Raw genomic sequence first — 14,650 nt, forward strand, 5'->3', positions numbered from 1 at the left:
ATTATCGTGCCGGTGGAGCGACTCTATCCTCCGTTCCCACCGCATGCTTAGCAGGACTGAAAAATACTTCAACTACTAAGTATTGTGATTTTGTGACAGGCTGGCCCCACGCAAAACCGCTTGATTCGACATGCTTGCTCGCCATATAAGTTAGAATCCTAAGTAAATGGCAGCAGTGAGAATCTGCTCGGCGGGGAGCAAGGACAGGGTGACGTCTTTCGAAAATCCGGGCGCGGTGCAGGCGCCGAATCGATGACCGGCCCGCGCACGCTCTACGACAAGATATGGGACGCGCACGCCGTTGCCGAGGACGATGGTGAAACCCTGCTCTATGTCGATCTGCACCTGTTGCACGAAGTGACGTCGCCGCAGGCCTTCTCCGCGCTCGAGGAGGCGGGGCGGGGGGTCCGCCGGCCCGAGCGGGCGCTCGCGCTGTCGGATCATAATGTCCCGACCGAAGGACAGGCCGCCGGGCCCGCCGGAGTGGCCGATATCGAAGCGCGCGCGCAGCTCGAGGCGCTGGTCAGCAACACGGCGCGGCACGGCATCGAGAATTTCGCCATGGGAGACCCGCGCGGTGGCATCGTCCATGTCGTCGGCCCCGAACAGGGGCGCTCGCAGCCCGGCATGACGATCGTGTGCGGCGACAGCCACACATCGACGCACGGCGCGTTCGGCGCGCTCGCCTTCGGCATCGGCACCTCCGAAGTCGAACATGTGCTGGCGACGCAGACGATCCGCCAGCGCCGTTCGCGCAACATGCGGATCACCGTCGATGGCGTGCTGCGTCCGCATGTCCAGGCAAAGGATCTGGCGCTGCATCTGCTCGCGGCGATCGGCGTCGACGGGGCGACGGGTCATGTCATCGAATATGCGGGCAGCGCGATCGGGGCGCTGTCGATGGAAGCGCGGATGACGCTGTGCAATCTCAGCATCGAAATGGGCGCGCGCGCCGGACTGATCGCGCCCGACGACACGACCTTCGCCTATCTCGCGGATCGGCCGGCGGTGCCGAAGGGCGATGCCTGGACCGCGGCGCTGGCGCGCTGGCGCGCCTTGCCGACCGACGCCGGGGCCGCCTTCGACCGCGAATTGCGGATCGATGCCGGCGCGGTCGCGCCGATGGTCAGCTGGGGCACCAATCCGTCGCAGGTGATTGCGATCGACGGCGTCGTCCCCGATCCCGCTTGCCTGGCCGATCCCGACGCGCGCGCGGTTGCCGAGCGCGCGCTCGCCTATATGGGCCTGACGCCGGGCCGCCCGATCGCCGGGACCCCGATCGATCGCGTCTTCATCGGAAGCTGTACCAACAGCCGCATCGAAGATCTGCGCGTCGTCGCGGCGGTGGTCGAGGGGCGCCGGGTCGCGGACCATGTGCGCGCCATGGTCGTGCCGGGGTCGGGGCTGGTCAAACGACAGGCCGAGGCGGAATGGATCGACCGCATCTTGCGCGCGGCGGGCTTCGACTGGCGCGAGCCCGGCTGTTCGATGTGCGTCGGGATGAACGCGGACCGCCTTTTGCCCGGCGAACGCTGCGCCGCGACGTCGAACCGCAATTTCGAGAATAGGCAGGGGCGCGGCGGCCGCACCCATCTGATGAGCCCCGCGCTCGCGGCGGCGAGCGCGATTGCCGGTTGCATCGCCGATCCGGCGATCCTGACCGATGAAGGATCGGGCTAGGCCGCCGTTTCGAAGCGGGTGATCGCGGCCTCGTGCCGCAAGGTGCGCGCGATGTCGTCGCGTCCGTCCAGCAGCGTGCGGCGATCGTCGGGGTCGATGGCAAAATCGATGCCTTCACCCGACGCCAGCGTGAGGCGCTGCTCGACGAGGTCGACGGTCATCGGCGCGAATTGCGCGAGCGCGACCTCGTCGCGGAGCCGGTCGCAGATTGCGGCGGGCAGCCGGATCAGCAGCAGGCCGTTTTTGCGCGCATTGTTCGAAAAAATATCGCCGAAGCTCGGCGCGATCACGCAGCGGATGCCGAAGTCGCGGAGTGCCCACACCGCATGTTCGCGCGACGAGCCGCAGCCGAAATTGCGGTCGGCGATCAATATCTGCGCGCCGCGGGTTGCGCCGCGGTTCAGCACGAAATCCTCACGCTCCACGCCATCGGGCGCGTAGCGCAATTCCTGGAACAGATGCCGCCCCAGTCCGGTTCGCGACAAGGCTTTCATGAAGCGCGCCGGAATGACCATGTCGGTATCGAGGTTGGCGATCGGCAGCGGCGCCGCCACGGCGGTCAGCCGGTCGAACATCCGATTATCCTTTCCATAACTTAGAACACTAAGTATATGGGTTGCCCCTCCCTGTCCACCGATATTGGTACATCGAAGCATATTGCCGGGCAAATCATAGGCCCCTAAGGTTCGGGAAAAGGGGAAGAGAATTGGCGAAGAAGACCCAGACGTTTCGGCATCCGGCTGAATATTACACCAATCCCGAAAACAGCATCGGCTATCTGGCGCGCATCGTCTTCCGCTCCTTTTCGCGGCTGCTCGAGCGCGGGACGCTGACCTATGATGTGTCGGCGGGGCAATGGCGGTTCCTGCGCCAGCTGTGGCGCGAGGACGGCATTACCCAGCGCGAGCTCAGCGAGCGTGTCGGCATGCGCGAACCGACGACGGTGGTCGCGCTCAAGGGGCTGGAGAAGGCGGGCTTCATCACCCGCAAGAAGACGTCGGACGACCGGCGCAAGACCTTCATCCATCTGACCCCGCACGCCCGCAAGCTCGAGCTGATCCTCGCGCCGATGAATGCCGAGGTCCATGAAATCGCGACCCGCGGCATGACCGATGAAGAGGTCGAAACGCTGCAGGCGCTCATGCGCCGCGTGATCGAGAATCTGGCCGACGAAACCGCCAAGCTGTCGACGCTGTCCGACATCAAGGCCTGACCCCTTTCGCAACGGGCTTGCGGACGTCCGCGATAATAGGTTAGTATTCTAATTATTATCGCGGGGAGGGTAAATTGCCGAAAATTGCGGTTGTCGTCGGAAGCACGCGCGAAGGATCGTTCAACCGGGCGCTGGGCAGGCTCGCCATTCGCGCGCTCGAGGCGCAAGGGGCTGAGGTCACCGACGTCGATCTCGCCGGCTACGACCTGCCGCTCTATTCGGCCGCGATCGAGTCCGGCGCCTTTCCCGCCGATGCCGAGCGGCTGAAACGGGTCTTTGCGGCGCAAGACGGGCTGTTGTTCGTCTCGCCCGAATATAATGGCTCGGTATCGCCGCTGCTCAAAAATGCGATCGACTGGGCGTCGCGGCCGACCGGCGACGAGGGGCTTGTCGCGCTCGTCGCCTATCGCGGCAAGGCGGCGGCGATCATGTCGGCCTCGGTCAGCCCGTTCGGCGGGTTGCGCGGCCTGATCCATCTGCGCCAGATCCTGTCGACGGTGCAGGCGCTCGTGATTCCCGAACAGGTGCTGATCCCCAACGCGCATGCCGCTTTCGACGAGAGCGGCGCGTTGAAGGACGCGCTGCCCGCATCGCTGGTCGACATGACGGCGATGCGACTCGCCAAGGTGGCGGCCGCGCTCGCCGCCTGACCCTAGGCCGGGCGGCGTTCCTTGTTGTCGCCCCAGTCGGCCTCGAGCGTCGCGAGCAAGGCGTCGAAGCGATCATGGCCAAGCCGATCGGCCAGCTGATCGGCGAGCTGATCCATCGCGCGCTGCGCGTCCTGACGCATCCGGGCGCCCGTTTCGGTGAGCGAGACGATCATGTGCCGCCGGTCGTCGGGATCGGGCGCCAGTTCGACCATGCCCAGCTTGACCATCTGGTTGATCGTGCTGTGAATCGCCTGCCGCGAGACGCCCAGATTGCGCGCGATGTCCGACGGGCGCACGATGCCGCTGACGATATTCGTCATCACCATCGATTGCGGGCGGCTGATGTCGGGCCAGCCGCGATCGTGCAGCCGCGCCTGCAGTCCTTCGTCGAGCCAGCAGAAGCGTTGGAAAAGAGCGATGATAAGCTGGTTGGTGCGCATGGAGTGACGCGATATTCCCCGTTTTCGGCGGCACGCCGATGGCGCGCACGCTAGGGTCAGGACCCATTAATTCCACGATCGAGGCATCGAAATGGCGAAGATATCGGGTTCGGGCGGGTGCAGCGGGTAGCATCGCTACTCGCAAGGCCGCGCGGGCCTGAGATCGAAGCCATTTCGGCGTCCCTGCGGGATTTGACCGATTTTGCCCATGGCGTCGTCGAAAAGACTTGAAATATATTCATATTCCTTCGCCTTTTCTCCTCGCCCTGAGCAAAATCGCTTCAAACCTCGAACGCGGAATTAATGGGTCCTGACCCTAGAAGAAGCGCGGGGGCTAGGCAAGGCGTGGCTGAGCGTGTAAAGACAAAATACTTAGTATACTATGTTTTTGGGATGAGCGAGGAAGAGGCGCCGCCGATGGACGGATTGATGCAGAATGTCCCGCTGACGGTCGACCGGATTTTCGACCATGCGGCGGCCTGGCACGGCGCGCGCGAAGTCGTGTCACGCGACGTCGAAGGGCGCGTCACCCGGTCGACCTATGCCGCGATCCACGCCGATGCAAAGCGGGTGTCGAACGCGCTGGTGGCCGCCGGGATCAAGCCGGGCGACCGCGTCGCGACGATGGGGTGGAATGGCGCGCGGCACCTCGCCGCCTGGTATGGCGCCGCGGGGATCGGGGCGGTGCTTCACACGCTCAATCCACGGCTGTTCATGGAGCAGATCGCCTATATCGCCAATCATGCCGCCGACAGGTTGCTGATCGCCGATCCGGCGGTGGCCGACCTGGTCGGCGAATTGCTGGCACAGGTGCCGTCGATCGAGCAGGTGATCTTTTTCTGCGATCGCGCTGCGCTGCCGCAAACACCCTATCCCGCGCTGGCGTTCGACGACTGGATCGCGGGCTATCCCGCCGAACATGACTGGGGCGGGTTCGACGAAAACAGCGCCTGCGGCCTGTGCTACACCAGCGGGACGACGGGCAATCCCAAGGGCGTGCTCTATTCGCATCGCTCCAACTATATCCACATGCTGATGACGCTGCAGCGCGATGCGCTGGCCTTGTCGGCGCGAGACACCGTGCTGCTCGTCGTTCCGATGTATCATGCCAATGCGTGGGGCGTCGTCTATTCGGCGCCCGCGGTCGGCGCGAAGCTGGTGCTGCCCGGACAGCGGATGGACGGCGAATCCATCTATAATCTGATCGAGGAGGAGGGCGTGACCTATTCGGCCGCGGTGCCGACCGTGTGGCAGATGCTGCTCCAATATATGCAGGAAAATGGCAAGCGCTTCACGACGCTGGAACGCGTCACGATCGGCGGGTCGGCGTGCCCCGAATCGCTGATCCGCACCTTCCGCGACGATTATGGCGTCGATGTCATCCAGGGGTGGGGGATGACCGAAACGTCGCCGCTCGGCACCGTGTCGGTCCCCAATGCCTCGGTCGCGGCGAAGGGGGACGACGCGCAGATGGCGTACAAGCTCAAGCAGGGGCGTCTTCTGTGCGGGCTGGAGATGAAGCTGGTCGATGATGCCGGCCACCGCCTGCCGCACGATGGCAAGACGCCGGGGCGGCTGATGATCAAGGGGCCGACGATCGCGCGCGGCTATTTCGGCGGGGAAGGCGGCGATGTGCTCGACGATGAGGGCTTTTTCGATACCGGCGATGTCAGCACGATCGACGGCGAAGGCTATATGCAGATTACCGACCGCGCGAAGGATGTGGTCAAATCGGGCGGTGAGTGGATCAGTTCGATCGAGATAGAGAATATCGCGACCGGCCATCCCGCGGTTGCCATCGCCGCGGTCGTCGGCATCGCGCATCCCAAATGGGACGAGCGGCCGATCCTGCTCTGCGAGCTCAAGCCGGGCGTGCAGGCGCGCGCCGACGATATTCGCAGCTATCTGGATGGCAAGATCGCCAGATGGTGGATGCCCGACGACATAGTGTTCGTCGACGCCATCCCGCTCGGCCCGACGGGCAAGATCGACAAGAAGGCCATCCGCGCCGGGCTGGAGGGGTATGAACTGCCCTTCGAGGTGAGCCGTTAATATGTTTCCCACGCTCGTCATCCCGGACTTGATCCGGGATCCATTCTCTCGACGCTGGTTAAATGGATCCCGGATCAAGTCCGGGATGACGATTATGAGATATAACAGGCAGGAGAGAGACTGATGGACCCGAACGGGATTGCAGGACTGGACGCACAATTCATCGGCCGCACGTCGCCGACCGCGCCGCGGATTCAGGCGGGCGGCCATCCCTGTCAGGGCATCTATTGGACCGAGGCGGGCAAGCGGCCCAAGGTCGCGATCATCGCCACCCATTATAATGTCGATTTTTCCGAACATTATATCGCGCCCTATTTTGCCCGCGCCGGTTTCGGCTTTCTCGGCTGGAATACGCGCTATCGCGGGTTCGAGGACCAGTTCCTGCTCGAACATGCCATCCTCGACATCGGGGTCGGGATGAAGTGGCTGAAAGAAGAGGCCGGGGTCGAACAGATCGTGATCCTCGGCAATTCGGGCGGCGGCTCGCTGATGGGCGCCTATCAGGCGGAAGCAATCGCGCCGACCTTGACCGACCGGCTGCCGCCCGCCGGCCAGGATGCGCTGGCGCAGCTCATCAAGGGCGATCTCTATATCAGCTTCAACGCCCACCAGGGACGTCCCGAAGTGCTGACCGACTGGATGGACGCGTCGGTGATCGACGAGAATGATCCGACGCTGACCGATCCCGAGCTCGACCCGTTCAATCCCGACAATGGCCCGCCCTATTCGGACGCCTTCATCGAAAAATATCGCGCCGGCCAGCGCGCGCGCAACCAGCGCATCACCGACTGGGCAAAGGCCGAACTCGCGCGGCTAAACGCGGCGGGAATCCCCGACCGCATCTTTCCGATGTTCCGCTGCTGGGGCGATATTCGCTGCGTCGATCCGGCGATCGACCCGTCGGACCGCAAGCCCAACTGGTGCTATCGCGGCGACCCGGCAATCGCCAACCGCACCCCCAGCATCGGCCGCGCCAATACGATCAAGACCTGGCTCAACATGTGGAGCCTCGAAACATCGCCGTGCCAGGGGCAGCCGCACCTCGCCAAGCACGACACCCCCGCGCTGGTGGTGCAGGGGCTCGCCGACACCGGCGTTTTCCCCAGCGATGCGCGCAAGATTTTCGACTTCCTCGGCACCGCGGACAAAAGGCTCGAACTGATCCCCGGCGCGCATTATTTCGAGGATTCGATCGAAGAACGGCAAAATGCCGCCGATCTGGTCAGCGGCTGGATCCGGGAGAAGCTGTAAGTGGACACGGCGACCGCCGATATCATTGCAGGACTGCGCGCGGCCGGGCTGACGGGCGAGGGGGAGGTCGTCCTCGAGCCATTGACCGGCGGCGTGTCCTGCGACGTGTGGCGGGTCGACGGCCCGGCGGGGCCGATCGTGGTCAAGCGGCCGCTCGAGCAATTGCGTGTCGCCGCCGAATGGCACGCGCCGGTTGAGCGCGGCGCGAGCGAAGTGCGCTGGCTGCGCCGGGCGCGCGGTGTCGATCCGCATCTGGTGCCCGAGGTGCTGGCCGAATTGCCCGGCCACGGCTTCGCGATGCGCTTCCTGCCGGATTGTCCGGTGTGGAAGGATGAATTGATCGCGGGCCGTGTCGATCCGGCGTTCGCGGCGGCTGTCGGTCGCGGCATCGTGGCGGTCCACGCCGCGACCGCGAACAGCGCCGCCGACCGCGACGCCTTTCCGACCGATGCGATGTTCCGCGCGCTGCGCGTCGATCCCTTTCTGCTGTTCGTTGCGCAAAAGGATGCCGAGCTTGCGTCGGCGCTCTACGCGCTCGCCGACGACCTCTCGTCGCGCAAGGTGGCGCTTGTTCACGGCGACGTCAGCCCCAAGAATATTCTCGTCGGTGCAGACGGGCCGGTTTTCCTCGACGCCGAATGCGCGGTCTATGGCGACCCTGCGTTCGATCTTGCCTTTTGCACCACGCACCTGCTGCTGAAGGCGGTGTGGCTGGGGCACGAACGGCTCGGCGAGGCCGCGGCGGCACTGGTCGAGGCCTATCGCGCCGGCATCGATTGGGAAGACGCCGACGCGCTGGCGCTGCGCGCCGGCAAACTGACCGCGGCGTTGCTGCTCGCGCGGGTCGAGGGCAAATCCCCGGCGCCCTATCTGACCGATCCCCATCACAAACAAATCGTGCGCGATCAGGCGCGCGCGTTGCTGCTCGCGCCGACGCCCATCGATGCGCTCGTCGCAAACTGGAAAAGGACCAAGGAATGACGTCGCCTATCGCTTCGGTTACCGGGCGCCAGCTTTGGGATTCGCGTGGCCGCCCCACGGTCGAGGCCGAAGTTACCCTCGAATCGGGCGCGGTTGGTCGCGCCATCGCGCCAGCCGGGGCCTCGCGCGGCGCGCATGAGGCGATCGACCTGCGCGACGGCGGCCCGGCCTTCGGCGGCTATGGCGTCAATGGCGCGGTTGCCGGGATCGGGGCCGAGATCGCGCCCGCGCTGATCGGCATGGATGCGGGCGATCAGGCGGCGGTCGACAAGGCGCTGTGCGCTCTGGACGGCACCCCGAACAAGGCGCGGCTGGGCGCGAACGCCGTCGTTGCGGTGTCGATGGCGGTGCTTCACGCGGCCGCCGCCGATGCGCGGCTGCCGATGTGGCGCTACCTCGCCGGGGAACGCAAAGTGCGAATACCACTGCCCGAGATCCAGATTTTCGGCGGCGGCGCCCACGCCGGGCGGCGCACCGACGTGCAGGATTTCATGATCATGTGCCCCGCGGCGGGCAGCTTTCGTCGCGCACTCGAAATCACCGACGATGTGTATCGCACCGCGGGTAGGCTGATGGAAGCCAAGGGGCCGCTGTCGGGGGTCGCCGACGAAGGCGGCTGGTGGCCGAATTTCGCCTCGAACGAGGATGCGCTCGATACGCTGACCAAGGCGATCGAGGCGAGCGGGCACCGCGCGGGCGAAGACGTGTTCATCTCGCTCGACATTGCCGCGAACGAACTCGGCGATGCCTCGGGCTACAGCCTCGCGCTCGACGAGGGGCGGTTGACGAGCGAGGCGATGGCGGCGCGCATCGTCGAATGGGCGGGGCGCTATCCGATCCTGTCGATCGAAGACCCGGCGGGGCAGGATGACTGGACCGCGATGGCGGCGGTGACCGCCGCCATCGGCGACCGGGTGCAGATCATCGGCGACGATGTGCTTGTCACCGATGCGGCGCGCGTCGAGCGCGCGGGCGATGCGGCGGTGTGCAATGCGGCGCTGATCAAGGTGAACCAGGTCGGCACCGTCACCGAAGCGAAGGCCGCACTCGACGCCGCGGTCGCGCGCGGCTGGGGCGCGATCGTCTCGGCACGCTCGGGCGAGAGCGAGGATGTCACGATCGCGCATCTCGCCACCGGCTGGGACGCGGGGCAATTGAAGGTCGGCAGCTTTACCCGCTCCGAACGGATGGCGAAGTGGAACGAGATGCTGCGGATCGAGGAAGCGATGGGCGCCGATGCCGAATTTGCCGGCTTTTCGGCCTTTGCGGGGTCGATCGGGCGGGTCGCGGCATGATCGTTCTCCACGCCCGCCCAAGCCCCGGCTTCCGCGCGGCGGTCGATGCCATCTTCGGCGCGGGCGTTGTTACCCATGTCGATGAAGCCGCACCGCTCGACGCGGTGGCTGGCGAGATCACCGCGCTGCTCCATGTGCTGACGCCAGTTACGGCCGACTTCATCGCCTCGGCGCCCAGGCTCAAGCTGATCCAGAAGCTCGGCGTCGGGGTCAACACGATTGCGCTCGACGCGGCGCGCGAGCATGGCGTCGCGGTGTGCAACATGCCCGGCACCAACAGCCAGGCAGTCGCCGAAATGGCGCTGTCGCTGATGATGGCGGTGCTGCGCCGCACCTGTTTCTTCGATGCGCGAACGCGCGCGGGAGAAGGATGGACCGCCGATCCGTCCGAACTCGATTCGGTGGGCGAGGTCGGCGGGCGCACCGTGGGCCTTGTCGGCTTCGGCAATTCGGCGCAGCTGCTCGCGCCCCTGCTCGCCGCGCTGGGGGCGCGGGTCGTCTATACGGCGCGGAGCGAGCGCGACGGGCCTTATGAATTTCTGCCGCTTGGTCAGTTGCTCGCGGAGAGCGATATCGTCTCGCTGCACATGCCGCTGACCGAAGAGACGCGCGCCAGCATCGACCCGTTCGCGATGAAGCAGGGTGCGGTCCTGGTGAACACCGCGCGCGGCGAACTGGTCGATGAGGAGCGGCTGGTCGCGGCGCTGACCGCGGGCCATCTGCGCGGCGCGGGGCTCGACGTGTTTGCGGAGGAGCCGTTGCCGCGCGGGAATCCGCTGCTCGGCCTGCCCAATGCGGTGCTCGCGCCGCATATCGCTTGGCTGACCCCCGAGACGCTCGTGCGCAGCCTGACGGTGGCGCATGAGAATTGCCGCCGGCTGGGGGCGGGCGAAGCGCTGCTGCATCAGGTGGTATGAAATATTTCGTCATTGCGAGCGAAGCGAAGCAATCCGGCGCGGTTTACGCCTGCTATGGATTGCCGCGTCGCCTTCGGCTCCTCGCAATGACGACGCTTTAGGATTGACCCCATGACGCTTCCGATCGTCCTCATCACCGGCCAGCTGTTGACCGACGCGGTATGGCAGCCGCTCCTTGATGCCTGGACCGACCGCGAGGTGATCGTCGCGGACAACCGCAGCGACGATACGATCGCGGGTTTCGCGCAGCGGCTGCTCGATAATGCGCCGCCGAAATTTGCGCTGGTCGCACACGCGATGGGCGGCTTCGTCGCCTTCGAGGTGATGCGTCGCGCGCCCGAGCGGGTTGCGAAGCTGGCGCTGATTTCCACGCTCGCCTCGGCCGACGGCCCCGCGCAGACGGCGCGGCGGCAGGGCTATATCGATCTCGTCGAGAATGGGCAGTTCGATCAGGTGGTCGAGGAGCGCATCCCGATCCTGTTTCCCGAAGAAAAGCGCAGCGACGCGCGCCTGCTCGGCATTGCGCGAAAGATGGCGGCGGACACCGGCGCCGACACCTTCCTCGCCCAGCAGCGCGCGATCATGGCGCGCATCGACAGCCGGCCGCGCCTCCGCGAGATTGCGGTGCCGACCTTGCTGATCTGGGGCGACAAGGACGGCATCACGAGCCGCGCGCACCATGAGGAGATATTGGACGCGATTCCGGGCGCGCGGCTGGAGGTAATCGCGGGGGCGGGGCATCTGCCGATGGTCGAGGCGCCGGAACTAGTGGTGCCGTTGTTGACGGAATTTATGGACGCGTGACTAATTCGTCATCCCGGCGAAGGCCGGGATCTCACCGTCGAGATCCCGGCCTTCGCCGGGATGACGATATTATTTCAGCTCCGCCCTAACCAGCGCCGCCCCGTCGACCATCGCCTTTAGCTTGGCCTGGCTATGGTCGCGGCTGTGATATTTCATCCCGCAATCAGGCGCGACCCACAGCCGTTCGGCGTCGACATAGCGCAGCGCCTCGCGGATGCGTCCTGCGACCACCTCGGGGGTCTCGACCTCGGGGATCGACAGATCGAGCACCCCATACATGATCGTCTTGGTCGGCAGTTCGGCGAGGATCGCGGGGTCGAGCCCCGGCTGCGCCGCCTCGATCGAAATCACGTCGATCGCCGACGCTTCGAGTTCGGCGAGGAAATCATAAGCTTTGGGCTTCGGCCCCGTTGCCCCCGCGCTGTGGTGCACCATCGCATAGCCGAAGCAGATATGCAGCGCGGTCGTGCCGCCGACGCCATCGAGCGCGCGGTTGATCGCCTCGATCGCATAGGCGTTCGCCTCGGCGGCGCGCGCCTGCAGATAGGGTTCGTCGAGCTGGACGACATCGACGCCGGCGGCGAACAGATCCTTCACCTCGGCATTGACCGCATCGGCATAATCCATCGCGAGCGATCTGAGGTCGGGATAATAGGCGTTCTCGGCCTGCTGGGTCATGGTGAAGGGGCCGGGCAGGGTCAGCTTGACCGGCTTGGTTGAATGGCGACGGAGAAAGGCGGCGTCCTGCGCCTCGATCGGCGCCACGCGGCGGATCGGGCCCGAGACGAGCGGCACCGGATTGGCGTTGCCGGTGCGGTCGATCGCGGTGCCATGCTGTTCGGTATCGATCCCCGACAGCGCCGTCGCGAGCCGGTTCGAATAGCTTTCGCGGCGCATTTCGCCATCGCCGACGATGTCGATGCCCAGCTCTTCCTGATCGCGGATTGCCATCAAGGTCGCGGCCTCCTGCGCATCCGCCAGCCAGGGTTCGGGGATGCGCCACAAAGTCTCGGCACGCACGCGCGGCGGCAGGCTGGCCTTCAATCGTTCGCGGTCGATCAGCCAATCGGGTTGGGGGTAGCTTCCGACGATCGTTGTCGGCAGGATGGGGTGATCGAACAAGGCGGATCCTCTCGCTTTTTTGCTGGCCAAGTATTTGCTTAGTATTCTATCTAATTCAAGATCAAAGTGACGATGGGAGAGCGAAATGATCGATCTGGAGGCCATTCGGACGCTGGCCGATATTCCGGCGGCGCAGGCGCGCGCGCGTGGGCAGGCGGTCGCGGTCAAATATGGAGATCGCGAAACGAGCTTTGCCGAGCTTGATGCGCAGTCGAACCGGGTCGCGAACGCGCTGCTGGCGTCGGGGGCCGCGCCCGGCGACCGGGTTTCGGTGCTGACCAAGAACCACGACGCCTGGTATCCGCTCTTCTTCGGCACCGCGCGTGCGCGCGCCTGCCTCGCGCCGATCAACTGCCGCCTCGCCGCGGGCGAGATTGGTTTCATTTTGGGCGACGCCGCCCCGAAGCTGCTCTTCGTGGGCGAGGATTTCTTCGACACCGCGCTGGCCGCGGTCGCCGGGCTCGCCGACAAGCCGCGGTTGGTGGCGCTTTATGGCGCGCACCCGGACTTTGAAGGCTTCGACGCCTGGCTCGGCGATGCGGCCGCGACCCCGCCCGCCGACGCGCCGCAACTCGCCGACGATGTGTTGCAGCTCTATACGAGCGGCACCACCGGGCGGCCAAAGGGCGTAGTGCTCGCCAACAAGAATTACCGCCGCTTCCTCGAAATGGCGACCGAGGTCGACGGCTTCGCCTATGGCGAGGACGAAACGGTGATGATCGTGATGCCGCTGTTCCATGTTGCCGGGACCAATGTCAGCTTTTCGGGGCTGGCGCAGGGCGGGCGGCTGGTGCTGGTCAAGGATTTCGCCGCGGACGATGCGGTGCGGATGCTGACCGAGGAACGCGTTGCGCACGCCTTCCTCGCGCCCGCGATGATCCAGATGATGCTGCAACAGCCCGCCGCAGCGACAGGCGACTATTCGGCGTTGCGGTCGATCGCCTATGGCGCCTCGCCGATCGCGGAGGATGTGCTGCGCCGCGCGCGCACGACCTTCGGCTGCGATTTCGTACAATTCTACGGCATGACCGAAAGCTCGGGCGGCGGCTCCTACCTCTCGCCCGCCGCGCACGACCTGCCCGGCAAACTTACCTCGTGTGGTCAGCCATGGCCGCAGACCGAGATGGCGATCCTCGATGGCGAGGGGCGGCCGCTCGGCGACGGTGAGATCGGCGAGATCGCGATCCGCGGCGACATTGTGATGAAGGAATATTGGAACCGCACCGTGGCGACCGCCGAAACCGTGATCGGCGGCTGGCTGCACACCGGCGACGTCGGCTATCGCGACGCCGACGGCTTTTACTTCGTCCACGACCGGATCAAGGACATGATCGTGTCGGGTGGCGAGAATGTCTATCCGGCCGAGGTCGAAAGCGCGATCATGGGTTGCCCCGGTGTCGCCGATGTCGCGGTCATCGGCGTGCCCGACGACAAATGGGGCGAGGCGGTCAAGGCGCTGATCGTCCCCGCGCCCGGCGCCACGGTCGATCCCGCCGATGTCATCGCGTGGGCGCGCGAGCGCATCGCTGCCTACAAGGCGCCGAAGAGCGTCGAGACGATCGACGCGCTGCCGCGCAACCCGTCGGGCAAGGTGCTGCGCCGCGAACTGCGCGCGCCTTATTGGGAAGGCCGCGACCGCGCTGTGGGTTAGGGGCGCCCTATAATATCTCGTGGATTACATGGCGCACGCCGAAGTCGGTGCGCTCGCCCACGCCGACGGCGAGCAGGCCGTTGAGCCAGTCGTATCGGGGACTCGCGGTCTCGAACACAGGCGCGATTCGCAGATAATAAAGTGCGGGATCGACATCGGGCGCGGCAGGGTCGGCGAAGGCGGCGCGGACGTCGTCGGGGATCAGGCTGCGCCCCGTATAGCTGAGGTAGATGAGCGCGCCGTCGTCGGTCTGCCACACCGCGCGCGCGTCGAAGGTGCCGACCGACGCCGCCTCGCCCAGCCGCCCGCTGCGCGACCAATTGCCGCCACCCGGCAGAACGATGCCGTTGATTCGCGGTCCGAAAAATCGGCCGCCGGTGATATAGCCGAGCCGCTGGTCGCCGAAAGGCGAGGCGCCGATCCCGATCAGGCCGCCCCCCACCTCGAACTCCACGGTGCACAAGGGGCGGCTCGCAAGCGCGCTCTGGCGATTTTCGTCGGGCATAATCGGGAATCCTCTCTTGAAACTCTGGACAAGTATAAAACCATTAGTATACTAAGGGTCAATCAGATTGACGGATCGGACGAAGAAAC

Annotated in this window: 14 protein-coding genes; 10 read left to right on the top strand and 4 right to left on the bottom strand. The window is 65.5% G+C overall.

Annotated elements, in window-relative coordinates:
- Positions 1-252: 252 nt before the first annotated feature.
- A complete protein-coding gene (gene leuC / locus EBMC1_RS14625; RefSeq protein WP_003049454.1) occupies positions 253-1,680 on the top strand; it encodes a 3-isopropylmalate dehydratase large subunit in 1,428 nt (475 codons plus the stop codon).
- On the opposite strand, the gene leuD is transcribed toward leuC, so the two are convergent.
- Positions 1,677-2,255, bottom strand: a complete 579-nt coding sequence (leuD, locus tag EBMC1_RS14630) for a 3-isopropylmalate dehydratase small subunit (protein WP_003049457.1) — start codon at positions 2,253-2,255, stop codon at positions 1,677-1,679. The two genes, leuC and leuD, sit on opposite strands and share 4 nt — an antisense overlap.
- A 131-nt stretch (positions 2,256-2,386) precedes the next feature.
- Between leuD and EBMC1_RS14635 the strand changes: the two genes are divergently transcribed.
- Positions 2,387-2,893 carry a MarR family winged helix-turn-helix transcriptional regulator gene (locus tag EBMC1_RS14635; RefSeq protein WP_003049460.1) on the top strand — a complete coding sequence of 169 codons (507 nt, stop codon included), beginning with the start codon at positions 2,387-2,389 and terminating at the stop codon, positions 2,891-2,893.
- Between the two features lie 74 nt (positions 2,894-2,967).
- Entirely contained in the window at positions 2,968-3,543 is a 576-nt protein-coding gene (locus tag EBMC1_RS14640) for an NADPH-dependent FMN reductase (RefSeq protein WP_003049463.1), read from the top strand.
- A 2-nt stretch (positions 3,544-3,545) separates the two neighbouring features.
- On the opposite strand, the gene EBMC1_RS14645 is transcribed toward EBMC1_RS14640, so the two are convergent.
- Positions 3,546-3,983, bottom strand: coding sequence for a MarR family winged helix-turn-helix transcriptional regulator (locus tag EBMC1_RS14645; protein ID WP_003049467.1), 438 nt, complete (start codon positions 3,981-3,983; stop codon positions 3,546-3,548).
- Positions 3,984-4,400: 417 nt separating this feature from the next.
- On the opposite strand from EBMC1_RS14645, the gene EBMC1_RS14650 reads away from it, so the two are divergent.
- The 6 genes from EBMC1_RS14650 (at position 4,401) to EBMC1_RS14675 (ending at position 11,283) form a co-directional block, all read left to right on the top strand.
- Positions 4,401-6,035, top strand: coding sequence for a long-chain-fatty-acid--CoA ligase (locus tag EBMC1_RS14650; RefSeq protein WP_003049470.1), 1,635 nt, complete (start codon positions 4,401-4,403; stop codon positions 6,033-6,035).
- Between the two features lie 123 nt (positions 6,036-6,158).
- The gene (locus EBMC1_RS14655) at positions 6,159-7,286 is read left to right on the top strand and encodes an alpha/beta hydrolase (protein ID WP_003049473.1); all 1,128 of its coding nucleotides are present in this window, start codon (positions 6,159-6,161) and stop codon (positions 7,284-7,286) included.
- On the top strand, positions 7,287-8,267 hold the full coding sequence (locus tag EBMC1_RS14660; RefSeq protein WP_003049474.1) for a phosphotransferase family protein: 981 nt from the start codon (positions 7,287-7,289) through the stop codon (positions 8,265-8,267).
- Positions 8,264-9,562: a phosphopyruvate hydratase gene (gene eno / locus EBMC1_RS14665; RefSeq protein ID WP_003049478.1), complete on the top strand. Its 1,299-nt coding sequence runs from the start codon at positions 8,264-8,266 to the stop codon at positions 9,560-9,562. The genes EBMC1_RS14660 and eno overlap by 4 nt, the downstream gene beginning before the upstream one ends.
- Positions 9,559-10,479, top strand: coding sequence for an NAD(P)-dependent oxidoreductase (locus tag EBMC1_RS14670; RefSeq protein ID WP_003049482.1), 921 nt, complete (start codon positions 9,559-9,561; stop codon positions 10,477-10,479). The genes eno and EBMC1_RS14670 overlap by 4 nt, the downstream gene beginning before the upstream one ends.
- Positions 10,480-10,590: 111 nt before the next feature.
- The gene (locus EBMC1_RS14675) at positions 10,591-11,283 is read left to right on the top strand and encodes an alpha/beta fold hydrolase (RefSeq protein ID WP_003049485.1); all 693 of its coding nucleotides are present in this window, start codon (positions 10,591-10,593) and stop codon (positions 11,281-11,283) included.
- Between the two features lie 69 nt (positions 11,284-11,352).
- On the opposite strand, the gene EBMC1_RS14680 is transcribed toward EBMC1_RS14675, so the two are convergent.
- Complete coding sequence (locus EBMC1_RS14680; RefSeq protein WP_081611219.1) at positions 11,353-12,510, bottom strand: cobalamin-independent methionine synthase II family protein; 1,158 nt, start codon at positions 12,508-12,510, stop codon at positions 11,353-11,355.
- Between EBMC1_RS14680 and EBMC1_RS14685 the strand changes: the two genes are divergently transcribed.
- The gene (locus EBMC1_RS14685) at positions 12,491-14,056 is read left to right on the top strand and encodes a long-chain-fatty-acid--CoA ligase (protein WP_003049491.1); all 1,566 of its coding nucleotides are present in this window, start codon (positions 12,491-12,493) and stop codon (positions 14,054-14,056) included. The genes EBMC1_RS14680 and EBMC1_RS14685 overlap by 20 nt on opposite strands.
- Positions 14,057-14,063: 7 nt before the next feature.
- Here the strand turns inward: EBMC1_RS14685 and EBMC1_RS14690 are convergent, their stop codons facing one another.
- Positions 14,064-14,561 carry a DUF3237 domain-containing protein gene (locus tag EBMC1_RS14690; RefSeq protein WP_003049493.1) on the bottom strand — a complete coding sequence of 166 codons (498 nt, stop codon included), beginning with the start codon at positions 14,559-14,561 and terminating at the stop codon, positions 14,064-14,066.
- Between the last annotated feature and the right edge of the window lie 89 nt (positions 14,562-14,650).

Source organism: Sphingopyxis sp. MC1 (assembly GCF_000371385.1).
Classification (GTDB): domain Bacteria; phylum Pseudomonadota; class Alphaproteobacteria; order Sphingomonadales; family Sphingomonadaceae; genus Sphingopyxis; species Sphingopyxis terrae.

Coding starts and splice junctions, on each gene's coding strand:
- EBMC1_RS14675 (WP_003049485.1), top strand. CDS start 10,591: ATGACGCTTCCGATCGTCCTCATCACCGGCCAGCTGTTGACCGACGCG.
- EBMC1_RS14670 (WP_003049482.1), top strand. CDS start 9,559: ATGATCGTTCTCCACGCCCGCCCAAGCCCCGGCTTCCGCGCGGCGGTC.
- EBMC1_RS14685 (WP_003049491.1), top strand. CDS start 12,491: ATGATCGATCTGGAGGCCATTCGGACGCTGGCCGATATTCCGGCGGCG.
- EBMC1_RS14655 (WP_003049473.1), top strand. CDS start 6,159: ATGGACCCGAACGGGATTGCAGGACTGGACGCACAATTCATCGGCCGC.
- EBMC1_RS14690 (WP_003049493.1), bottom strand. CDS start 14,561: ATGCCCGACGAAAATCGCCAGAGCGCGCTTGCGAGCCGCCCCTTGTGC.
- EBMC1_RS14680 (WP_081611219.1), bottom strand. CDS start 12,510: ATGGCCTCCAGATCGATCATTTCGCTCTCCCATCGTCACTTTGATCTT.
- eno (WP_003049478.1), top strand. CDS start 8,264: ATGACGTCGCCTATCGCTTCGGTTACCGGGCGCCAGCTTTGGGATTCG.
- EBMC1_RS14645 (WP_003049467.1), bottom strand. CDS start 3,983: ATGCGCACCAACCAGCTTATCATCGCTCTTTTCCAACGCTTCTGCTGG.
- EBMC1_RS14650 (WP_003049470.1), top strand. CDS start 4,401: ATGGACGGATTGATGCAGAATGTCCCGCTGACGGTCGACCGGATTTTC.
- leuC (WP_003049454.1), top strand. CDS start 253: ATGACCGGCCCGCGCACGCTCTACGACAAGATATGGGACGCGCACGCC.
- leuD (WP_003049457.1), bottom strand. CDS start 2,255: ATGTTCGACCGGCTGACCGCCGTGGCGGCGCCGCTGCCGATCGCCAAC.